At 69.9% G+C, this 22,098-nt stretch carries 20 protein-coding genes; 5 read left to right on the top strand and 15 right to left on the bottom strand.

Translation table 11 applies throughout. The features are described from left to right. Positions 1-25 precede the first annotated feature (25 nt). Together AB0B89_RS06730 and AB0B89_RS06725 are read left to right on the top strand one after the other, a co-directional pair. Positions 26-394, top strand: coding sequence for a MarR family transcriptional regulator (locus tag AB0B89_RS06730; RefSeq protein ID WP_358549182.1), 369 nt, complete (start codon positions 26-28; stop codon positions 392-394). A gap of 75 nt (positions 395-469) precedes the next feature. Beyond that, on the top strand, positions 470-820 hold the full coding sequence (locus tag AB0B89_RS06725) for a PRC-barrel domain containing protein (RefSeq protein WP_358549179.1): 351 nt from the start codon (positions 470-472) through the stop codon (positions 818-820). Between the two features lie 53 nt (positions 821-873). On the opposite strand, the gene AB0B89_RS06720 is transcribed toward AB0B89_RS06725, so the two are convergent. From AB0B89_RS06720 to AB0B89_RS06680, 9 genes are all read right to left on the bottom strand, one after another. Beyond that, entirely contained in the window at positions 874-2,151 is a 1,278-nt protein-coding gene (locus AB0B89_RS06720; protein WP_358549176.1) for a thymidine phosphorylase, read from the bottom strand. Positions 2,152-2,187: 36 nt separating this feature from the next. Next, the gene (locus AB0B89_RS06715) at positions 2,188-2,607 is read right to left on the bottom strand and encodes a cytidine deaminase (protein ID WP_358549174.1); all 420 of its coding nucleotides are present in this window, start codon (positions 2,605-2,607) and stop codon (positions 2,188-2,190) included. Then, entirely contained in the window at positions 2,604-3,872 is a 1,269-nt protein-coding gene (locus tag AB0B89_RS06710; RefSeq protein WP_358549171.1) for an ABC transporter permease, read from the bottom strand. Before AB0B89_RS06710 ends, AB0B89_RS06715 begins: the two co-directional genes overlap by 4 nt. Next, entirely contained in the window at positions 3,869-5,011 is a 1,143-nt protein-coding gene (locus AB0B89_RS06705) for an ABC transporter permease (protein WP_358549168.1), read from the bottom strand. Before AB0B89_RS06705 ends, AB0B89_RS06710 begins: the two co-directional genes overlap by 4 nt. Further along, positions 5,008-6,615 carry an ABC transporter ATP-binding protein gene (locus AB0B89_RS06700; RefSeq protein WP_358549166.1) on the bottom strand — a complete coding sequence of 536 codons (1,608 nt, stop codon included), beginning with the start codon at positions 6,613-6,615 and terminating at the stop codon, positions 5,008-5,010. Before AB0B89_RS06700 ends, AB0B89_RS06705 begins: the two co-directional genes overlap by 4 nt. A 284-nt stretch (positions 6,616-6,899) precedes the next feature. Next, complete coding sequence (locus AB0B89_RS06695; RefSeq protein WP_358549163.1) at positions 6,900-7,973, bottom strand: BMP family ABC transporter substrate-binding protein; 1,074 nt, start codon at positions 7,971-7,973, stop codon at positions 6,900-6,902. Between the two features lie 225 nt (positions 7,974-8,198). After that, positions 8,199-9,440, bottom strand: a complete 1,242-nt coding sequence (locus AB0B89_RS06690) for an amidohydrolase (protein WP_358549161.1) — start codon at positions 9,438-9,440, stop codon at positions 8,199-8,201. After that, entirely contained in the window at positions 9,427-10,608 is a 1,182-nt protein-coding gene (locus tag AB0B89_RS06685; RefSeq protein ID WP_358549158.1) for a glutamate--cysteine ligase, read from the bottom strand. Before AB0B89_RS06685 ends, AB0B89_RS06690 begins: the two co-directional genes overlap by 14 nt. A gap of 191 nt (positions 10,609-10,799) precedes the next feature. After that, the gene (locus tag AB0B89_RS06680; RefSeq protein WP_358549155.1) at positions 10,800-11,000 is read right to left on the bottom strand and encodes a hypothetical protein; all 201 of its coding nucleotides are present in this window, start codon (positions 10,998-11,000) and stop codon (positions 10,800-10,802) included. A gap of 111 nt (positions 11,001-11,111) precedes the next feature. Here AB0B89_RS06680 and AB0B89_RS06675 point away from each other — a divergent pair, with 111 nt between their 5' ends. Further along, complete coding sequence (locus tag AB0B89_RS06675; RefSeq protein ID WP_358549153.1) at positions 11,112-12,239, top strand: D-alanyl-D-alanine carboxypeptidase; 1,128 nt, start codon at positions 11,112-11,114, stop codon at positions 12,237-12,239. Positions 12,240-12,250: 11 nt separating this feature from the next. On the opposite strand, the gene AB0B89_RS06670 is transcribed toward AB0B89_RS06675, so the two are convergent. From AB0B89_RS06670 to AB0B89_RS06660, 3 genes are all read right to left on the bottom strand, one after another. Further along, positions 12,251-13,192 (bottom strand): YhjD/YihY/BrkB family envelope integrity protein, encoded by a 942-nt coding sequence (locus tag AB0B89_RS06670; RefSeq protein WP_358549150.1) that lies wholly within the window; start codon positions 13,190-13,192, stop codon positions 12,251-12,253. Between the two features lie 98 nt (positions 13,193-13,290). Next, positions 13,291-14,295: a tryptophan--tRNA ligase gene (gene trpS, locus AB0B89_RS06665; protein WP_358549147.1), complete on the bottom strand. Its 1,005-nt coding sequence runs from the start codon at positions 14,293-14,295 to the stop codon at positions 13,291-13,293. A gap of 46 nt (positions 14,296-14,341) precedes the next feature. Beyond that, a complete protein-coding gene (locus tag AB0B89_RS06660) occupies positions 14,342-15,655 on the bottom strand; it encodes a hemolysin family protein (RefSeq protein WP_358549145.1) in 1,314 nt (437 codons plus the stop codon). Positions 15,656-15,811: 156 nt separating this feature from the next. Between AB0B89_RS06660 and galE the strand changes: the two genes are divergently transcribed. Next, the gene (gene galE / locus AB0B89_RS06655) at positions 15,812-16,774 is read left to right on the top strand and encodes a UDP-glucose 4-epimerase GalE (RefSeq protein WP_358549142.1); all 963 of its coding nucleotides are present in this window, start codon (positions 15,812-15,814) and stop codon (positions 16,772-16,774) included. Positions 16,775-17,060: 286 nt separating this feature from the next. Here the strand turns inward: galE and AB0B89_RS06650 are convergent, their stop codons facing one another. Together AB0B89_RS06650 and AB0B89_RS06645 are read right to left on the bottom strand one after the other, a co-directional pair. Further along, on the bottom strand, positions 17,061-17,915 hold the full coding sequence (locus AB0B89_RS06650) for a hypothetical protein (RefSeq protein ID WP_358549139.1): 855 nt from the start codon (positions 17,913-17,915) through the stop codon (positions 17,061-17,063). 129 nt (positions 17,916-18,044) lie between these two features. Further along, positions 18,045-19,508, bottom strand: coding sequence for an MDR family MFS transporter (locus tag AB0B89_RS06645; protein WP_358549136.1), 1,464 nt, complete (start codon positions 19,506-19,508; stop codon positions 18,045-18,047). A gap of 88 nt (positions 19,509-19,596) precedes the next feature. On the opposite strand from AB0B89_RS06645, the gene AB0B89_RS06640 reads away from it, so the two are divergent. Continuing rightward, positions 19,597-20,148, top strand: a complete 552-nt coding sequence (locus AB0B89_RS06640; RefSeq protein WP_358549133.1) for a PadR family transcriptional regulator — start codon at positions 19,597-19,599, stop codon at positions 20,146-20,148. Here AB0B89_RS06640 and AB0B89_RS06635 read toward each other — a convergent pair. Continuing rightward, the gene (locus AB0B89_RS06635; protein ID WP_358549130.1) at positions 20,145-22,031 is read right to left on the bottom strand and encodes a serine/threonine-protein kinase; all 1,887 of its coding nucleotides are present in this window, start codon (positions 22,029-22,031) and stop codon (positions 20,145-20,147) included. The genes AB0B89_RS06640 and AB0B89_RS06635 overlap by 4 nt on opposite strands. Positions 22,032-22,098 lie beyond the last annotated feature (67 nt).

The raw sequence follows: 22,098 nt of genomic DNA, 5'->3' as shown, positions 1-22,098 counted from the left end.
TGAGCGTGCATGCTATAGTCCGGCCATGGACGACCTCGACGTCGTGAGCTCATGGCGTGACCTGCTGGCCCGCCACGCCGCCACGTGGTGCACGCTCGAACGCGAGCTGGGCGAGAAGCACGGGCTGGGCGTCAGCGAGTTCGAGGTCCTCGACCGCATGGTCGAGTCCGAGCACGGGAAGTACCGCGTCCAGGAGCTCGCGGACGCCGTCCACCTCAGCCAGAGCGCGCTGTCGCGGCTGATCTCGCGGTTGGAGAAGACCGGGCTGGTCTGCCGCAACATGTGCGTGGAGGACCGGCGCGGTGTCTTCGTCCAGATCACCGACGCCGGCGTCGAACGCCACCGCCAGGCCCTGCCCACCCACCGGGCCGTGCTCAGCGCCTCGCTTTCTTGATCGCCCGCCGCGTTTAGCGCGGCTACTCCGGGTAGTCGAGGAGTATCACCGTCTCGACGACAGGGAGTGCGACACATGACCGAGGCCTGGACCTACCGCGACGGCGTCGCCCCCGACCCCGACCTGAGCCTCATCGACTACGACGTCGAGGCCACCAACGGCAAGATCGGTTCGGTGGAGGAGGAGAGCAACGTCGACGGGGACAGCTACCTCGTCGTCGACATCGGCTTCTGGCTCTTCGGCAGGAAGGCCCTCGTGCCCGCGAGCCTGGTCACCCGGGTCGATCCCGAGGCGAACAAGATCTACCTCGCCCGCGCCCAGGACGAGATCGAGAACGCTCCGGAGTTCGACGAGGACACCTACACCGACGTCGCCTACCGCCGGCGGGTCGGCGATTACTACAGCAGTTTCAGCTACGCGCCGTAAAGGCCGCACGGGCCCTCCTCATGCCGAGGAGGGCCCGTGCGGCACGCGGGGCCTCAGACGGTGATCCTGTCGATCACGAGCGGGAGCATGCCGGGGTCCGCCTCCACGCCGACGTCGTAGGCGCCGTCCAGAGCCTCAAGTGCCCGCTCGAAGCGGGCGATCTCGTCGGCGTGCAGGGTCATCAGGCGCTGGCCCTCACGTACCTGGTCCCCCGGCTTGGCGTGCAACGTGATCCCCGCGCCGAAGGACACGGCGTCCTCCTTGCGTGCCCGGCCCGCGCCGAGGCGCCAGGCCGCGAGCCCGACCCCGTAGGCGTCCAGCCTCGTCAGCACCCCGGAAGCGGGCGCCGTCACCTCGACGGTCTCGGCGGCCTTCGGCAACTCGGCGTCCGGGTCCCCGCCCTGGGCGGTGATCATGCGCCGCCAGGCGTCCATGGCCGACCCGTCCCTGAGCGCGTCCTCGGGGTCCTTCCCGCTGATACCGGCCGCGGCCAGCATCTCGCGCGCGAGCCGTACGGTCAGCTCCACCACGTCGGACGGGCCGCCTCCGGCGAGGACCTCGACCGACTCCTGGACCTCCAGGGCGTTGCCGATGGCGAGGCCGAGCGGGCGGTCCATGGCCGTCAGCAGGGCCACCGTTTCGACCCCGTGGTTCACGCCGAGGTCGACCATCGTACGGGCCAGCTCGCGGGCCGTCTCGACGCTCTTCATGAACGCGCCGGAGCCGACCTTGACGTCCAGCACCAGCGCGCCCGTACCCTCGGCGATCTTCTTGGACATGATCGACGAGGCGATCATCGGGATCGACTCGACCGTGCCGGTGACGTCGCGCAGCGCGTACAGCTTCTTGTCCGCGGGCGCGAGCCCGTCGCCGGCCGCACAGATGACCGCGCCGGCCTCGCGCAGGACGGCGAGCATCTCGTCGTTCGAGAGCGACGCCCGCCAGCCCGGGATCGACTCCAGCTTGTCCAGCGTCCCCCCGGTGTGGCCGAGGCCCCGTCCGGACAACTGCGGCACGTACGCCCCGCACGCGGCCACCAGCGGGGCCAGCGGCAGTGTGATCTTGTCACCCACGCCGCCCGTGGAGTGCTTGTCCGCGGTCGGCCTGTCGAGCGCCGACCAGTCCATGCGGGAGCCGGACCTGATCATCGCCTCGGTCCACAGGCCGATCTCGCGGCGGCCCATCCCGTTGAGCAGGATCGCCATGGCCAGAGCGGACATCTGCTCGTCGGCGACCTCTCCCCGCGTGTAGGCGTCGACCACCCACGAGATCTGGCCCGCGGAGAGCTCGCGGCCCTCCCGCTTGGTGACGATGACGTCGATCGCGTCCATCAAGAGCTCCCCGAAAATGTCGTCAGGTACGAAAGGTCAGGCGCCGCGGGACAGGTCGTCCGGGCCGAAGGCGAACGGCAGGATATCGGCCATCCGCCAGGGTCCCTCGGGGGTCTCCACCAGCAGCTCGGGCCCGCCGTGCTCGAAGAGCAACTGCCGGCACCGCCCGCAGGGCATGAGCAGCTCGCCGCGCCCGTCGACGCAGGTGAAGGCCATGAGCCTGCCGCCGCCGGACGCGTGGAGCGCGGACACCAGGCCGCACTCCGCGCACAGCCCGAGGCCGTAGGAGGCGTTCTCCACGTTGCACCCGGTGACCACCCGGCCGTCGTCCACCAGGGCGGCGGCGCCGACCGGGAACTCGGAGTACGGCGCGTACGCGTGCGCCATCGCCTCGACGGCCCGCTCGCGCAGCGCCTCCCAGTCGACGGGACCGGCGTCCCGGTCGAGGTCGCTCATTTCGCCTGGCCCTTGCGGTACGGAGCACCGTCGGCCGCCGGCATGCGCAGCCGCTGTGAGGCCAGCGACAGCACCAGCAGCGTGGTGAGGTGCGGAGTGAACGAGGTGAACTGCTCGGCCACGGTGTCGGTCAACGCGAAGACCGCGAACACCAGGACCGCGAAGACGCCACTGATCAGCGCCGCGCGGTTCCTGCGCTGCTGTACGAGCTGGTAGACCGCGAACGCGGCGAGCAGCATCGCGACCACCAGCAGCAACGCGTGCACGGACGTACCGCCCTGGCGGAGCTGGAGCGCGTCGGTGTACCCGAACAGCAGCGCGCCGCCCGCGAGGCCGCCCGGCCGCCAGTTGCCGAAGATCATGGCGGCGAGGCCGATGAAACCGCGACCGCCCGTCTGGCCCTCGCGGTAGATGCCGGCGGCCACGATCGCCAGGAAGGCGCCGCCGATCCCGGCCAGCCCTCCGGAGATCACGACCGCGAGATACTTGTAGTAGTACACGTTGACACCGAGCGACTCCGCCGCCACGGGACGCTCGCCGCACGAGCGCAGCCGCAGCCCGAAGGCCGTACGCCAGAGCACGTAGAAGCTCAGCGGCACCAGCAGGATCGCCACGATCGTGAACAGCGAGACGTTCTGCGTCACGCCCCGCAGCACGCCCGCGACGTCCGACAGCAAGAACAGGTGGGTGTTCTCCAGGTCCCGAAGCGGCACGCCGATGCCGGGGACGCTGACGTCCGTGACGGGCGGGATGCGCGGCGACTGGGTCTCGCCGCCGCCCTTCATACCGGTGAAGACCAGCTTGGCGAGGTACTGGGTGACGCCCAGGCCGAGGATGTTGATGGCGACGCCGGAGATGATGTGGTCGACGCCGAACGTGACCGTGACCAGGGCGTGCAGCAGCCCGCCGAGCGCTCCGCCGATCGTTCCGGCGATCACGCCGGCCCAGGGGGTGCCGAAGGTGAGGGCGCCCCAGGCTCCGCACCAGGTGCCGATGATCATCATGCCTTCGAGGCCGATGTTGACCACGCCGGCGCGCTCGGACCACAGGCCGCCGAGGGCGGCGAGGCCGATGGGCACCGCGAGGCCAACGGCCGCGCCGATGGTGCCGCCCGAGGTGATGTCGTTCGCCCCGGTCACGACCCGGGCGATGGACATCATGACGAACAGCGCGAGCAGGCCGAGCAGGAGCACCTGCCAGCTCAGGCGGAAGCGGCGCACCCGTGGGGGCGCGGGAGGCGCCGCGGAGATCTCGGAGACGGTCACGCCACCGCTCCTTCCACCGGCGCGGAGGCGTCCGCGGAGAGTTGCCTGCTCACCCGTCGCTGCTCGGCGGCGAGACGGTACCGGTGGACCAGCTCGTAGGCGACGATGACCGAGAGCACGATGGTGCCCTGCATGATGATCACGATCTCCTTGGGGATGCCTTCGAGGTCCAGGATGTCCGAGGAGTTGTCGAGGAAACTCCAGAGCAGCGCGCCGATCGCGATGCCGGCCGGGTTGTTGCGGCCGAGGAGGGCGATGGCGATGCCGGTGAAGCCGAGGCCGGTCGGGAAGTCGAGGCTGTAGGAGTACGACGCGCCGAGAAGCTGCGGCATGCCGACCAGCCCGGCCACCGCACCTGAGATGATCATCGTCAGGAGGACCATCTTCTTGACGTTGACGCCGCTCGCGACCGCGGCCGACTCCGAACGGCCGGTCGCCCGCAGGTCGAAGCCGAAGCGCGTCCGGTTGAAGAGCACGTGGTAGCCGATGCCCAGCACCACCGCGACCAGGACGAACCCGAAGACCTGGGTCTTCGTGCCGGGGATGAGGTCGAACCCGGGGAACTGGCCGGACGGGGGGATCGGCTTGGTGCCGATGTTGTTGCTGCCCGACACCGCGACGGCGAGGCGGTCGGTGGTGAGCAGCCAGGCGCCGACCCCGGTCGCGATCGCGTTCAGCATGATCGTGGAGATGACCTCGCTGACGCCCCGGGTGACCTTGAGCAGTCCGGCGATGGACGCCCAGACGCCGCCCACGGCCACCGCGACCAGGATCGTGACGCCGACGTGCAGCGGGGCCGGGAGCACCAGCGCGCCGCCGACCGCTGCCGCGATCAGGGCGGCGAGCCGGTACTGGCCGTCGACGCCGATGTTGAACAGGTTCATCCGGAACCCGATCGCGACGGCCAGCGCGGAGATGTAGTACGTCGTCGCGAGGTTGATGATCATCACGATCGTACGCGGCTGCGTGCCGTAGTCGGCCAGCAGCTCCATCGTCTCAAGCGGCGGGTTGCCGGTCAGCTCAAGGATGACCGAGGTCACGAGGCCGGCGAAGACGATGGCCAGCAGCGGGGCGGCGAGCCCCAGCAGTCCTCCGAGCCTCACCCTGCCGAGCAACCGGTCGGTGAAAGACGAACTCATGCTTCCTCCCCGGCGTCGGTCGCTGCCGAGCCGAGTTGCTCAGTGGGCGTATGGTCCCGGGCGCCGGTCATGGCGGAGCCGAGCCGCTCGGGGGTCACGTCTCCGGGGTCGACGTCGGCGACCATGCGACCGCGCAGGATCACCTTCAGGGAGTCCGAGAGGCCGATCAGCTCGTCCAGGTCCGCCGAGATCAGCAGGACGGCGAGGCCGGCCGCGCGTGCCGTGCGCAGGTGGTCCCAGATGGCGGCCTGGGCGCCCACGTCCACGCCGCGCGTCGGATGGGAGGCGATGAGCACGACCGGGTCGCCGCTCATCTCCCGGCCGACGATCAGCTTCTGCTGGTTTCCGCCGGACAGCGCGGCGGCGTCCACGTCGATGCCGGGGGTGCGCACGTCGTACTCGTCGACGATCCGCTGGGTGTCGGCGCGGGCGCCTGCCCGGTCGATCCACGGTCCTTTGACGTTGGGCTTGCGCGTCTGGTGGCCGAGGATGCGGTTCTCCCAGAGGGGGGCCTCCAGCAGCAGGCCATGCCGATGGCGGTCCTCGGGGATGTACCCGATGCCGCCCTCGCGCCTGCGCAGGGTCGGCCAGGCGGACACGTCGGCGCCGCCGAGCGTGATCACGCCCTCCGCCGGGCGCATGCCCATGATGGCCTCGACCAGTTCGGCCTGCCCGTTGCCCTCGACACCGGCGATGCCGAGCACCTCGCCCTTGTGGATGTCGAACGAGACGTCCTCAACGGCCGCCCGTCCGTCCGGATGGCGCACGGTCAGATTCCGCACGGCGAGCGCGACGTCGGCGGTGACCGTCGACTCGCGCGTCTCGGGGCTCGGCAGTTCGCTGCCCACCATCAGCTCGGCGAGCTGCCGGGCCGTGACGTCCTTCGGGGCGACGCTGGCCACGGTGGTGCCGCGCCGGATCACCGTGATGGCGTCGGCGACCGACAGCACCTCGTCGAGCTTGTGGGAGATGAAGATGATGGTCAGGCCCTCGCGGACCAGGCCACGGAGGTTGTCGAAAAGCTCGTCGACCTCCTGCGGCACCAGCACGGCGGTCGGCTCGTCCAGGATGAGGATGCGCGCGCCCCGGTAGAGGACCTTGAGGATCTCCACGCGCTGCCGCGCCCCGACGCCGAGGTCCTCGACCAGGGTGTCCGGGGTGACCCCGAGCCCGTAGGCGTCGGAGATCTCCTTGATCCTGCGGCGCGCCTTGGCGAAGTCGATGCCGACCCCGCGCCTGCGCGGCTCGCTGCCGAGGATGATGTTCTCAAGGACGGTCAGGTTGTCCGCGAGCATGAAGTGCTGGTGGACCATCCCGATGCCGGCGGCGATGGCGTCGCCCGGTGTACGGAAGCCGACCGGCGACCCGTTGACGCGGATCTCACCCTCGTCCGGCCGCTGCATGCCGTAGAGGATCTTCATGAGCGTGGACTTGCCCGCGCCGTTCTCGCCGACGATGGCATGCACGTGCCCGCGTCGCACGCTGAGACGGATATCGCGGTTCGCGACGACGCCCGGGAATCTCTTGGTGATCCCCTCTAGCTCGACGGCGGGCTCGGTGGCGGTAGCCGAAGAAGTCGAAGTGCTGATGGCGGCCTCCTCCATGCGGATGGCCTCGAAGGCGGGGACTGACGAGCCTCGTGGGCGTGGCGGCCAGTCTTGTCCATACGGGTGGCCTGGTGGCGGGACTGATGGGTGACAGTCGGCCGTGTCGGCGATCCGGTGAGCCCTACGGGCACTGCGGCCGGCTTCGTGGGCGGTCAGAGTGCCTGGAGGCGCGCACCGGCCGTCCTCGTGGGCGGAACGACGGCCTCGTAGGCGAGCGGGTGAACCGACAGTAGCCGAGGGGGCCCGGTGAAACGGCCGCCGGGCCCCCCTGAAGACGCGGACTACTCGGCGGGAACCGTGATCTCGCCGTCGATGATCTTCGTCTTGTACTCGTCGATCTTGATCTTGATGTCGTCGACCTGGCCACCGGTGGTGGAGAAGTCGACGCCGCCCGCCTTGAGGTCGTAGGTCGTCGGACCCGCCTTGACCGTGCCGTCGGCGAAGCTCTTCAGGAAGTCGAACACCGCGACGTCGACCTTCTTGAGCATCGAGGTGAGGATGACGCTCCGCACGCCCTCGTCGGCCGTGAGCGCCTGGTCGGAGTCGACGCCGATGGCGAAGCCCTTCGCCGCCTTGGCCGCCTCGAAGACGCCGCCGCCCGAGCCGCCCGCCGCCTGGTAGACGATGTCGGCGCCCGCGTCGTACATGCCCTGGGCCGCGGTCTTGCCCTTGGCCGGGTCGTTGAAGCCACCGAAGTCCGGCGGCTGGGTGAGGTACTTGACGTCGATCTTGATGTCCGGCTTGACCGCCTGGGCGCCCTTGGTGAAGCCCACCTCGAACTTCTTGATCAGCGGCACCTGCACGCCGCCGACGAAGCCGATGTGCTCCTTCTTCGTCTTCAGTGCGGCCGCGACGCCCACCAGGAACGAGCCCTCGTTCTCGGCGAACACCAGGTTGGAGATGTTCGGGCCCTCGGCCCCGTCGTCGACGATCGCGAACTTGGTGTCGGGGAACTCGGCCGCGACCTTCTTGGTCGCCTCGGAGTAGGCGAAGCCGACCGCGATGACCGGGTTGTAGCCGCTCTGGGCGAGCAGGCGGAGCCGCTGCTCCTTCTGGGCGCCGGTCTCGCCCGGGTTGGCCGAAAGCTCCTTGGTGTCGGCCAGCTTGAGCTCGGTCTTCGCCTTGTCCAGGCCCACCGCGGCGGCGTCGTTGAACGACTGGTCACCACGGCCGCCGATGTCGTACGCGAGACCGACCTTGGCGCCGGTCGGCGCCGCCGCCGAGGAGGCGGTCGACGCGCCGGGCGCCGGCGTCTCGGTGTCCGAAGTGCTACTGCCTCCACATGCCGCGACGGCCATGAGCATGGCACCCATCGCGGTCGTGGCTGCCAGCTTGCTTGCGTGAATGCGGAGCAAGGTGACTCCTCCCGTGTATCTTCGGCGTCCAACTTGTGTGCACGCGCGAAGAAACGCACGGCAACCCTGCACGGAAGATAGTTGTTTGACCGGTGTTGGCCAAACCGACGCCCGGCTCCGAAACAGGTCCGTTATGCAGCTCACGCCGCCCTGTGACCTGCGAAACCGTGAGATGGGACGGCGGGGACGCCATTTCGGGGCCCCCGCCGTACGGGCGGAGCTCTGTCAGGCAGTGACCGGCTGGATGGCGTCCTGGTCGGCGGAGGCGCGGTGCCCCTCCCACAGCGCGGTGAGCGCGGTGGCGGCCATGACGCTCACGCCGACACCGACGCAGCTCTCGTCGACGTCGAATGTGCCCTGGTGGATGTCGATCTGGCGGGTCTCCCCCGGCGCGCGCACGCCGAGCCTGGCGTACGCCCCGGGCACCGACTCCAGGTACCACCCGAAGTCCTCGCCGCCCAGGGACTGCGGGGTCGGGACCGTGGCGCCGGGGCCGAGCACCTGGCCGGCCGCGTCGCGCAGCATCTGGACGCTGGTCACCTCGTTGATGGTCGGCGGGACGCCCCGGATGTAGTTCATCTCGGCCTCCACGCCGTACGCGATCGCGACCGAGTCGAGCAGCGACTTGAACAGATCGGGCGCCTCGTGCCAGGCCTGCTCGTCGAGGCAGCGGATCGTGCCCTCGGCCAGGCCGTCGTCGGGGATGGCGTTGGCGACCGAGCCCGCCTGGACGCGGCCCCACACCAGCGACAGCGAGGAGCGCGGGTCGACGCGCCTGCTGAGCGCGGCGGGCAGCTCGGTGACGATCTTGGCCAGCGCGAAGACCAGGTCGGCGGTCAGGTGCGGGCGGGCGGTGTGGCCGCCCGGCCCCGCGACTCGGACGCTGACCTTGTCGCAGGCCCCGGTGATGGGGCCGACGCGCACGCCGAGCCGGCCGACGTCCACCCGGGGGTCGCAGTGCAGGCCGAAGATGCGGTCAACGCCGCTGATGCCCCCGGCTTCGAGCACCTTCAGCGCTCCGCCGGGCATGACCTCCTCGGCGGGCTGGAAGATCAGGCGGACCCGTCCGGGAAGCAGCCCGGCCGCCGCCTGCTCGGCCAGGAACAGGCCCGTGCCAAGGACGATCGCCGTGTGTACGTCGTGCCCGCAGGCGTGGCAGACGCCCGGGACGGTCGAACGGTAGGGGACTTCCTTCTCGTCCTGGAGCGGCAACGCGTCGATGTCGGCGCGCAGGGCGACGGTGGGGCCGTCGCCGCTGCCGATGTCGCAGATCAGACCGGTGCCGCGCGGCAGCGGCGTCGGCACGAGCCCGGCCTGTGCGAGCCGGGCGGCGATGCGCTCGGTGGTGCGGTGCTCCACGAACCCGAGCTCGGGGTGGGCGTGCAGGTCGCGCCGGAAGTCGATGAGGGACTCGTTGTTCACGTTCAGGAACGCGTCGAGTTCCCCCCGTAGATCACGTGCCGGCATGACCGATCGCCCCGTTCGACGTCCTCGAATTGGTGGTGACGAAGCGGTCTTCCGCGAGCTCGACGATCGTCGCGTCCACGATGTCGTCGAGGGTGCCGCCTCCGGACAGAATCGCGCGCTGGCGCTCACAGGAGTTGCCCTGCTCCACCACGTCGGCGATGGTCGCGAGCTCGTCGGGACAGCCGAGTCGCTCGGCCACCGGCGCCAGGTCGCGCGTCAGCTCGTACAGCATGTCTCTCATGGGCGCGGTCGAGCCGTGGTCGTCGGTGATGACGTCCGCGTCCAGCCCGTAACGGGTGGCGCGCCACTTGTTGTCGCGAACGACCCAGGGCGCGGGATGCGGCAGCCGGTACCCGCGGTCGAGCTGCTGATCGAACTGCTGCACCAGACACTGCGACAAGGCCGTCACCATCCCGACCTCTCTCAGGGTCGGTATACCGTCGAACATTCGAATCTCAATCGTGCCGAAGTCAGGATGCGGCCGGATATCCCACCACACCTCTTTGATGCTTTTGATGGTCCCCGCCCGCTTCAGGGTGTCCATGTACTCCTCGAACTCGGCCCAGTCCGCCAGCATGTGCGGCGGTCCGGCCGTAGGCAGCGCGCCAAAAACGATGGCCCGACTGGAGGCGAGTCCGGTGTCTTGCCCGCCCCAGTACGGGCTGGAGGCCGTCAGCGCGAGGAAATGAGGCAGGTAGGCCGCAAGTGCGTTGACGATGGGGATGACTTTATCCCTTTCCCGCACCCCCACGTGGACATGTACGCCAAATGTTTGGATCCGCCATGCCAGCCACTGCATCTCCTCGACCAGCTCGGTGTACCGCTGGACGGGTGCGTAGACCGCCTCGCGCCAGTCGCTGATGGCGTGCGTCCCCGTGCAGGCAAGGGACATACCGCGCGTCTCGACCACCGGGCGGATCTGGTCGATGGTCGACTTGAGGTCCTTCACGGCTTCCGACGCCGTGTGACACACATCCGTGATCACTTCGAGCTGGGACTGCATCAGCTCGTGCATGACCTTCGGGCGGGGGCTCTCGCTCAGCTCGGGGATGGCCTCCAGGACCTGGCGCGCGTCCTGGCGGAGCCGGCGGGTGTGCGTGTCGACAAGCTGGAGTTCCCATTCGACGCCCAGCGTCGGGCCGCGCGAAGGATTGAACTCAATTGTCACAGCACGCCTCCATGGGCATTGGTCTCAGGCCGAGTTTCCGCCGCCTAGCGAAATCGGCCAACCCTGCGGTCACCCCAGTTCGCGCCGAGTCACAGGTTTCCCGGCATCGGCCATCAAAGCGGAGATGGCACTCACGGATGCATGGTCAACCGCAAAACGGTCGTTTACCATCTCTGCCCGCGAAGGGGGGCTTATATGCGGGCGGCGCGCCACGCGCGCCAGCCGATGGCCCCGAGCACCAGGGCGAGGACCAGATTGACCGCGATCAGGATGCCGTGCACCACATAGAAGGCCGTGGGGTGGCCGTCGGCGAGGTTGAACCCGAGGTTGATCCACTCGAAGATCATGAAGGCGGCCAGGGCCAGGAGGAACCCGGCGACGCGTCGTGTCATCGTCACCTCCTCCATCTTACCGCTAAGGCTTTATGACCAGCACCTTCAGGATCTTTGTCGTGTCTTGTCCCACTTGAAAAGCGACAAAGCTACGCTGACTTCTCTATGGGGATGAAGCATGTAACAGCAGTCAGCGCGCTCGCGCTCGCCGGGGGACTCACGTTGGTCACCCCCGCTCACGCGCGCGCCGCGTCCGACGACACCGCGCCCATCGGCGGAATGCTGCTGGGCCAACGCGGCGTCGTGGTCGACCCAGGGGCCAAGGCGCCACCCAAGACAGAGGCCAAGGCCTTCGTGGTCGCCGACGGGGACACCGGCGAGGTACTGGCCGCCAAGGACCCGCACGGCCGCTACCTGCCCGCCAGCACGCTCAAGATCCTCACGGCCGTCACCCTCATCCCCCGCCTGAACAAGAACAAGACGATCTTGCCAAGCGCCGAGGCGTGCAACGTCGAGGGAAGCGCCGTGGGCCTGACCCAGCACAAGATCTACAAGGTCGACGACCTGTTCCGCGCGCTGATGATGGTCTCGGGCAACGACGCCGCCGTGGCGCTCGCCGAGACCAACGGCGGGGTCAAGCGGACCCTCGCCGACATGAACGCCGAGGCCAAACGGCTCCAGGCGCTCGACACCGTGGCCAAGACGCCGAACGGCCTGGACGAGCCTGGCCAGAGCAGCTCGGCGTACGACCTCGCGCTCATCGCGCGGGCCGGGCTGGCGAACCGGGACTTCCGCGAGTACGTCAGCACCAAGCTCGCCGACTTCCCCGCGCCTGGGGGCAAGCACTACCAGATGGCCAACCACAACAGGCTCCTCGGCAAGTACCCCGGCATGCTGGGCGTGAAGAACGGCTGGACCACCAAAGCCCTGGGCAGCTTCGTCGGCGCCGCCAAGCGGGACGGGCACACGATCATCGTCTCGGTGATGCGCCACGAGGGCTCGTTCTGGGAGGACGTCAAGGAGCTGCTCGACTGGGGCTTCGCGGCCAGGGGGCACGTGACGCCGGTCGGAGCGCTGGTCGGCCCGGTCGTGCCCAAGGCGAAGCCGACCAGGCCCGTCGGCGGCCCCGCGGCGGCCCCCGCCCCTGCCAAGCCCGTCGTCGCGGCACAGGACTCGGCGATGGTCGGCGTCGGCGCCCTGGTGGTCGCCGTGGGCCTTCTGGGCGGCGCGGCGTGGGTCGTGTACGGCGTGCGGCGCCGCTCGCGCGTCGAGCGGCCGAGCGAGCCGACCGAGGTGTGAGCCCGGCGAGGCTAGTCGTACTCGCTGGTGGGCATCGGAGTGGGCTCCGGTGGCGGCGTGCCGTCGGCGGTGGCCGTCCACGCCGCCACGTACAGCGCCCAGCGCGCCGCGAGGTTGATCCAGACGAGCAGGCCCACGATCACGGCGAACGCGCCGTAGATGGGGTTGCCCAGCGTGTGGGAGAGCAGCAGGGTGGCGATCTGCTTGAGCACGCCGAACCCGATGGCGCCGAGCAGCGCGCCCTTGAGGAGGGTCGTGAGGGGCTTGCCCATCTTGGCCAGCCAGCCGAGGATGATCCAGAACACCAGCATGTCGGCCGCGACGCCGATCAGCACCCCGGCCAGGGGCAGCAGGGTCGCGGCGACGACCGAGCCGTCCAGCCTGAGCCAGCCCATTATCGTGCCGGTGGCCTGGACGGCGACGCTTCCCACCACCACCGAGACCACCATCGTGAGCCCGATCAGCACGAGCGCCACCAGGTCGCGCAGCTTCCCGACGAACCAGTTCAACGGGGGCTCACAGCTCACGCAGATGTCGTGGAGCGCGTCCCGCAGCGCGTCCACGGCGCCGATGCCGGCGTAGACCAGGCCCAGCAGGCCGATGACCCCGGCGCTCGTACGGGCCTGGGAGAGCTGGTCGATGCGCAACTGGCCGGCCAGCCCGGGAAGCTGCCCGTTGATGGCGGCCTCCAGCGTCTCCAGCGCATGCGGATTGATCGTCACGATGTAGCCGAACAGCGCGAACGCCAGCGCTATCAGCGGGAAGAACGACAGGAACGCGAAGTACGTCAGCGCGCCCGCCAGCCGGTCGCCCCGCTGGCTCTGGTAGCGGTGGACGGTGCGGATCAGATGGTCGGCCCAGGGCCACCGGACGCGGTAGTACTCGGTCCTGGCCCTGCCCCACGCCTTGATCGCCTCGACCCGCTGGAGGATCGAGGCCCACGCACTTCCCATCCTGCCCACCTACCCAGCAGACGTACGTTATGCGGACAGGGACGGGTCACCGGGGAGACCTCTCGCGAGCATGGCCGCGCACCGCCGACCGGCGGTGATCAGACCCTCGGGACGAACCCCACGCGGTCGCGGACGACCTCCATGGTCTCGCGGGCGATCTCCCCCGCGCGCCGCGCGCCAACGGCGAGCAGCCGGTCGAGCTCGGCCTCGTCGGACAGGAGCTTCTCGGTGCGCTCGCGGATCGGCGCGAAGGCGTCGACGATCACCTCGGCGACGTCCTTCTTGAACGCGCCGTAGCCGAGGCCCGCGTAGCGCGCCTCCAGGTCGGGGATCGGCGTGCCGGTGAGGACCGACTGGATACGCAGCAGGTTGGTGACCCCGGGCTTGTTCTCGGGGTCGGCGACGACCTCGGAGCCGGTGTCGGTCACCGCGCGCATGACCTTCTTGCGCAGCGGCCCCGGCTCCTCCAGCACCTCCAGGATGCCCTGGGGGCTGGAGGACGACTTGGACATCTTCGCCAGGGGATCCTGGAGGTCGGCGATCTTCTCGACCTCCTTGGGGATGTGCGGGGCGGGCACCTTGAAGGTCTGGCCGTAGCGGCTGTTGAACCGCTGGGCGAGGTCGCGGGTGAGCTCCAGGTGCTGCTTCTGGTCGGCGCCCACCGGCACCTGGTCGGCCTGGTACATCAGGATGTCGGCCGCCTGGAGGATCGGGTAGGTGAACAGGCCCACGCCGGCCGAGCTCTCGCCGTACCTCGCCGCCTTGTCCTTGAACTGGGTCATGCGGGCGGCCTCGCCCATGCCGGTGTTGCAGATCAGGATCCAGGCCAGCTCGCTGTGCTCGCGGATGTGGCTCTGCACGAACAGCGTGCTGCGCTCGGGGTCGATGCCGGCGCCGAAGAGCTGGGCGGCGGAGACGCGGGTGCGGCGGCGCAGCTCGGACGCCGAGGGGTTCACCGTGATCGCGTGGAGGTCGGCGATGAAGTAGAAGGCGTCGTGCGTCTCCTGCATGCCGATCCACTGGCGGACGGCACCGAGGTAGTTGCCGAGGTGGAACGAGTCAGCGGTGGGCTGGATGCCGGAGAGAACACGAGGTCTGGCCATAGCACACAATTCTGTCAGCACTCCGGGGTGGTCTGCGACCTCTCCCTCAGGACTCGGGAGTGTCCCCGGAATCCGCGGGCACGACTTTCCTGATCACGCGCACCCGGCCCACCCGGCGCCCGTCCATCTCGGTGACGACCAGCGAGCAGGCGGGCCGCTCGACCCTCTCCCCCACCTCGGGAAGGTGGCCGAGCGCGGCCATGACGAAGCCGCCGAGCGTCTCGTACGGGCCCTCCTCAAGCCGGATGCCGGTCTCGCTCTGGAAGTCGTCGAGGTTGATCAGGCCCTCGATCTCGATCTCCCCGGCCACCAGCCGCACCGACTGGCCGTCGGTGTCGTACTCGTCACGGATGTCGCCGGTGAGCTGCTCGACCAGGTCCTCCATGGTCACGATGCCGGCGGTGCCGCCGTACTCGTCGACGACGATGGCGAGGTGCTGGCCGTCGTCGCGCATCTCGGTCAGCGTGGGGAGCACCCGCTTGGTGGCGGGCAGCAGCTTGACCGGCCTGATGGGCACCAGTTCGCTGATCGGCTCGATGCTGCCGGTGAGAACCGGATCGAGGAGATCGCGTACGTGGACGAACCCCACGATGTTGTCGTAGGAGTCCCGGTAGACCGGGAACCGCGAGTGGGGCATCGCCGCGGCCAGGATCGCGGCCTCGGCCAGGGGTGTGTCGGCGGACATGAACTCCACCTCCGTGCGCGGCAGCATCACCTCCCTGAGATGGCGCTTCCCTGCCGTGAACACCTCGTCGATCAGGTCACGCTCGTCCTTGGTCAGCTCCTGGTGGCCGACGACCATGTCCCGGAGCTCCTCGGTGGTCATCGCGGCGCGGTCGGCGTGCGGGTTGCCCCCGAGGAGCCTCACCACGCCGTCGGTCGACTTCGACAGCACCCAGATCACCGGCCGCGAGAGCGAGGCCAGCCGGTCGAGGAAGGGCGCGACCAGCATCGAGAGCCCCTCGGCCCGCTGCCGGGCGAGGCGCTTGGGCGCCAGCTCGCCGAGCACCAGGGTGACGTAGGAGATGGCGAGCGTGACCACCACGAGCGACAGCGGCCGTACGGCTCCGGCGGGCACCCAGGACTTGGCGATGAGCGGCTCCAGCTGGCCCGCCAGGGTGTCGGCCCCGACGGCGGCCGACAGCACGGTGGCCACGGTCATGCCGATCTGGACCGACGAGAGGAAACGGTTGGGGTCGCGGGCCAGCTTGGCCACGCGTGAACCGCGCCTGCCCCCCTCCGCCAGCTTGCGGACCTGGCTCTCGCGCAGGGAGACCATGGCCATCTCGGCGGCCGCGAAGAACCCGCCGATCAGGACGAAGACGAGGACGAGGACGATGTTCGCCGCGACGTTGTGCACGTCGATCGATGTCCGTTCGAATGAGGCTCACATGATGATCTGGTCAGCGTACCGGCTGCGCTTTATCTCACCATCGTCCAGCGGCGCGTAAGCTGGGCTTGGGCGTACAAAATCACACACGATCAAACACGATCGCACGAATGGGTGGGTAGAACTGTGAAGCTGCTGGTAACCGGGGGCGCGGGTTACATCGGAAGCGCCGTGGCCGCACAGCTCGTCGAGACAGGTCACGAGGTTACCGTCCTCGACGACCTGTCCACAGGTCACGCGGACGCGGTCCCGGCGGGCGCTTCGTTCGTCGAGGGCTCGGTCACCGAGGCGGCGGGCGTCCTCGCGCGGGGGTTCGACGGAGTGCTGCACTTCGCCGCGCGGTCGCTCGTCGGCGAGTCGGTGGAGAAGCCCGCGCTCTACTGGTCCAGCAACCTCGGCGGCACGCTCGCGCTGCTCGACGCGATGCGGGTGCACGGCGTGCGGCGCATCGTCTTCTCCTCGACCGCGGCGACCTACGGCGAGCCCGAGGGCACCCCGATCGTCGAGACCGACCCCACCCGGCCCACCAACCCGTACGGGGCGTCCAAGCTCGCGGTCGACACCACGCTGACCGCGTTCGCCGGGCTGCACGGCCTCGGAGCGGTCAGCCTGCGCTACTTCAACGTGGCGGGCGCCTTCACCGCCGCCGACGGGCAGGTCTACGGCGAGCGTCACGCCGTGGAGACCCACCTCATCCCCAACGTCCTCGCGGTCGCCCTCGGCAGGCGCGAGTCGGTGAACGTCTTCGGCACCGACTACCCAACCCCCGACGGCACCTGTGTCCGCGACTACATCCACGTCACCGATCTCGCGCGGGCCCACCTGCTGGCCCTCGAATCCTGCCGGCCCGGCACCCACAAGATCTACAACCTGGGCAGCGGCACGGGGTTCTCGGTGAAGGAGGTCATCGAGGTCTGCCGGCAGGTCACGGGGCACCCGATCCCCACCGTGGTCGGCGACCGCCGCCCGGGCGACCCCGCGGTGCTGGTGGCGTCCTCGGAGCGGATCCAGCGCGAGCTCGGCTGGAAGGCCGAGCACGCCGACCTGCGCACCATCGTCGCCGACGCCTGGGCCGCCCTCACCCGCTGACCCAAGGGACAGGCGAAATCGAGTCACGTTCTGCGAAAGAGGTATCTCGCTCCGTCATCTGTGGTGAGATCTCATACGTGATGAAAGCTGCAAGCTTTTCACCTTTTGGGTTGAAGGTGGCGCTCGCTGGTCTCATCGTGTTCTGTGCCGTGCTGGCCGCGGCCGGCGCGGTGTTCGCCACCACCGTCCCGGGAGGCGATCCGGGCCACGGCCGGTGCGCCGCACACTCGCGGCAAGCGGGGCCGGCTTAAGCGGGGTCGGCTTAAGCGGGGTCGGCGTAGGCGGGCTAGCCACGCCACGGGGAGACCCGCATGCGGGCCTGGTTGTTGGCGGGGCGGCGGTCGCCGACGCGCGCGGAGTAGATCGTGGCCTCGGTGTCCACCTCACGCGACCCCCGGCGGGGCATGCGGAACACCAGGCGGAGCGTCCCGTGCGCCCCGGACCTTATCGGCCGCAGCGCGCAGCCCACCTGCCCGCGCCGCTTCTCGCACCGGGCGCCACGGGCCGACAGGAACCGCGCGCCGTGCTCGGTGAAGTAGATGTGCGCGTCACGCACGGGCCCCGGCCCGCTGTTGCGCACCGCCGCCCTGACGGTGAAGCGCTCCCCCGGCCTGGCTCGCCGCTTGGCGGGCGAGAGCCGCACGGCGAGGTCGGCCCCCTCGGCCACGCGCGTCACCACCTCGGCGTGGTTGTCGGCCTCGTTCTCGTCGACCACCTCCGACGTCAGGTGGGCGGACGCGCGGAGCGGGCCACGCGCGCCCGTACCGACGACCCCGAGGATGGTCACCGCGCCGGTGTCACCGGCCTGGATGTCCGTCGGCGAGGGGCAGACCACCTCGTGCTCGGACGCCCCCGGGCGGCAGGAGGTGACGTTGACGGCCGTGATCTCCACCTGGTCCGGCACCCGGATCGTGAGCACGGGCAGGACCGCGTCACCCGGACCGGCGTTGCGCACTTTCGCCTGATAGGTGAGCCACTGCCCGGGTTGCGCCACCGGTGGCGAGGCGGAGAGGCGCACCGACAGGTCCGCCCCTCCCCCCAGTCTCGGCGACTGCCCGGACGACGCGTTCGCCACCGCCGGAGCACCCGCGACGACGAGCAGGACGAGACCGGCGGCGATGCCCGCCGAGAACAGACCCATAGATGTGCGACCCCCATACGTTCGAGATCAATTGAACGCCGCGGGGGTCGCACGGTGCCCGCCCGACACGCGTCCCCGATGCAGGCGAATCCCACATGAGGGCAAAGCTTGGTCACCGGTCGGCTCCGGTCACTCCGCTACAGGAGCCGTACGGACCCCGAGCCTGGGTACGGCCTGTCCGGGCAGGAAGACCAGGGCCAGGACGGCGACCACCGCGCCCACCACAGCGAGCCAGGGGATGACCGTGGCCGCCGCCGCGGCGTGCGCCACGGCCGGCTCGGCGTGGCCGGCGGCCTGGTCGCGTACGACCGTGGTGTAGGCCGTGCCGGCGACCGCCAGGGCCACCGAGCCGCCGATCTGGCGGAAGAACGTGAGGTTCGCGCTCGCCGTGCCGATGTAGCTCGGAGGCACGGAGTACTGGATCGCCACCGTCAGCCCCGAGAGCATCGGGCCGATGCCGAGCCCGATCAGCGCCATCCAGGCCACCAGGGACCAGGTCGGGGTGTCCACGGCCAGCCCCGAGCACAGCAGCGCGCCGGCCACGATGAGGAACGGCGCCGCGAGCAGCCACGGCTTGTAGCGGCGCGTCTTGCTGATCAGCGCGCCGGTGAGCACGCTGCCGACCACCATGCCGAACATGAGCGGGTAGATGTGCAGCCCGGACGACATGGCGCTCTGGCCCTGCGCCTGCTGGAAGTAGCGGGGCAGGAAGACGGCCCCGGCGAACAGGCAGGACGCGGTGAAGAAGGAGGTGATGTTGACGATCGTGTACGTGCGGTTGCGGAACAGGTGCAGCGGGATGATCGGCTGCTCGGCGCGCGTCTCCACGAGGACGAACACCGCGAGCAGTACGGCCGCCGCCACCAGCGGGCCGATGACGGGCGCGCTCGTCCAGGTGTGGTCGTCCAGGCCCTTCTCGGTGAGGCCGAGGAGCAGCGAGCTGATCGCCACGGTGAACACCGCGATGCCGAGGTAGTCGGGCCTGGACCCTCCGGTTCCCGGCACGCGGGGCAGGCGCGGCACGATGATCGCCAGCAGCAGCGCGCCGATCGGGACGTTGACGAAGAACGCCCAGCGCCAGCTCGCGTGGTCGGTGAAGAACCCTCCGAGGAACGGCCCGGCGATGTAGCTCGCCGCCATGACGGCGCCGATCGCGCCCTGCACCTTGCCGCTCTTGTCCGGCGGGAACAGGTCGGCGACCAGAGCCAGGGACAGCGGCAGGAGCGCCCCCGCGCCGAGCCCCTGCACGCCGCGGAAGGCGATGAGCTGGCCCATGTTCTGGGCGAGCCCGCACAGCACCGAGCCCACCAGGAAGACCACGATGCCGATGAGCAGCAACGGCTTGCGCCCGTAGGCGTCGGAGAGCCTTCCGTAAAGGGGCACCGTGACCGTCGAGGTCAGCAGATACGCCGTGACGACCCAGGTGTACAGCCCCGCGCCGCCGAAATCGGCGGTGATGCGGGGTAACGCGGTGCCGACGATCGTCTGGTCGAGCATCGCGAGGAACATCCCGCCGAGCACGCCGAACAACAGGAGGCCGTTGCCTCGCGCCTGTCGCCCCGTATCCGTCTGGTCCATGGTCATCGCCGTCATGGCCTGTCCTCTCACTTTAATGTCTAGCTAGACAGGTAAAAGGTGACATGTCTGTACTTACATGTCAATCCTTAGATACGATGACGCCATGTCGCTGCGGATCGCCCTGCTGGGCCTGCTCTCCTTCTCCGGCCCGGCGAGCGGATACGACCTGACCAAGAAGTTCGAGACGTCGCTCAACTACGTGTGGCAGGCGGGTCACAGCCAGATCTATCCCGAGCTGGCGAAGATGGCGGCCGACGGGCTGATCACGGTCGAGGCCGAGGGCGCGCGCGGGCGCAAGATGTACACGATCACCCGCGAGGGGCACGACGAGCTGCGCCACTGGCTGACCGAGCACACCCCCAGCGGACCCGTACGGAACGAGGGCGCGCTCCAGGCCTTCCTGCTGCCGCTCCTCGATCCGCCGGAGGCGCTGACGGTCCTTCGGAAGGTGAGCACGGGCGTGGAGGCCAGGCTGGAGGATCTGCGGGCGCTGCGGGCGGGCGAGCACGCCCAGATCGCTCCCGGGCAGGGCGAGATCGGCGGCTACGCCCTCGACCTCGGCATCAGGAACGCCCTCACCACCCTGGCGTGGGCCAGGGACACCGCCGCCTCCATCGACCCCGGCCTTCCCCCGGAAGCGCCGGACCCGGCCTAGCCGCAGCTCGCGGGCGCGGGCCTCTCGGTCTCCGGGGCGAACCCGACCTTCCCGAAGTACTTGCCGAGCAGGGTCTTGACGGTGCCGTCCTTGTACATCTGGGCGATGGCGGCCCGCACCGCCTTGCACGTCCTGAGATCGCCCTTCTTGACCGCCACGGCGTACCGCTCGTCGGTGAGCCTGGCGCCCAGCAGCTTGTAGCGGATGCTCTCGCGGTTCGCGAACCCGGCCAGCAGCAGGTCATCGCCGGGGACGGCGTCCACCTTGCCCGCGCGCAGCAGGTTCATGCAGTCGGCGTAGGTGTCGGCGGCGACCAGCCGCACCTTGACGGCGTCCTGGACGATTCCGGTCGACATGCTCGATCCCGGGGAGCACATCCTGTGCCCCGCCAGGTCGGCCACCTTGGCGTAGGGGTCGCCGTCCCGCACGAGCACGTCGACGTGGGCGGTGTAGTACGGCCCGGCGAACGTGACCTGGTTGTTCTCGTTGATCGGGTAGGTCGCGATCACCAGGTCGGCCGCGCCCGAGTTCACGAGGGACGCCCGCTCGGTCATGCTGGACGCCTGGTAGGTGATGCCGCTGCGGGGGACGCCGAGTTGCCTGGCGATGTAGGCGCCGACCTCCACCTCGAAACCGTGCCACTCTCCCCCGTCGCTCAGGGCGATGCCGGGCACGAGGTCACGCATGGCGATGGTCAGCTTGCGCGTCTTGGCGGCCTTGTCGACGACCGAGGTGAACCTGACGGACGCGTCGGGGCTCACGTCGGGCTCGCTCGCCCCCCGCGTCACGCCGGGGAGAGCCGCCGCGAAGCTCGGCCCCCACTGCCTGGCGGCGAGGGCGCCGCCACCCGCGAGCACCACGACCGCGACCGCCGCCGCGAGCCACCGGCCACGGCGGCGACGCCCGCGCGGCGCCTCCTTCGCCGGAACGCCGGCCTCCCGCGCCGGGGGAACGCCGGACCCTCCGGACGCGGCGTCGCTCGTGTCTCCCCGGCCCGTCCAGCCGGATCCGAGCGTCTCGCGGCCGGCCAGCTCGGCGCCCTGGCTGAGCACCGCGGTGGACGCGCCCGCCGCCTCGGCGTGGCCGAGCAGGCGGAGCAGGATCTGGTCGGCCGAGGGCCTGGCGCCCGGCGCCTTCTGCAGGCAGGAGCGCACCACCCCGCGCAGCGGCTCGGGCAGGCCGCTCACGTCGAACTCGTGGTTGAGCACGCGGTTCAGGACCACGGCGATGGAGTTGCCACCGAACGGCGCGGAACCGGTGGCCGCGAAGGCGACCGTGGAGCCCCACGCGAACACGTCGGCGGGCGGGCCGACCTCGCCCCCGGAGATCTGCTCGGGCGCCATGTAGGCGGGCGTGCCGACGGCCCGGCTGGTGATCGTGCCCGTGGAGTCGAGGATGCGGGCTATGCCGAAGTCGACCACCCGCGGCCCGTCGGCCGCCATCAGCACGTTGTCGGGCTTCAGGTCGCGGTGCACGATGCCGGCGTGGTGTATGGCCGTGAGCGCGGTGGCCGTGCCGACCGCGAGGCGCTCCAGCTTGCTCCCCGACAGCGGCCCCGTGGCCTCGATGGTCTCGCGGAGCGACGGCCCCTCGATGTACTCGCTGGCGATGTACGGCGTGTCACCGTCGAGGTCGGCGGCGATCACCCGGGCCGTGCAGAACGAGGCGACCCGCTCGGCGGCCTTGAGCTCGCGCGCGAAGCGTGATCTCGCCGTCAGGTCGCCGGTGAACTTGACGTGCAGCAACTTGACCGCGGCGCTCTCCCCGGCGTCGCTTCTGCCGAGGTAGACGACCCCCTGACCGCCCTCCCCGATGCGCCCGGCGAGTCTGAAAGGGCCCAGCTGCTGGGGATCTCCCCGTCCGAGCGGCCCGAGCTCCGGCATTCCCGTCCCCGTGATTCCTCAAGTATCGACCATGAGAACTTTACGGCCCCTTGGTGTCCTTACAGGG

This window comes from Sphaerisporangium sp. NPDC049002 (assembly GCF_040649355.1).
GTDB lineage: Bacteria > Actinomycetota > Actinomycetes > Streptosporangiales > Streptosporangiaceae > Sphaerisporangium.
This window is presented reverse-complemented; position numbering and strand designations above follow the sequence as displayed.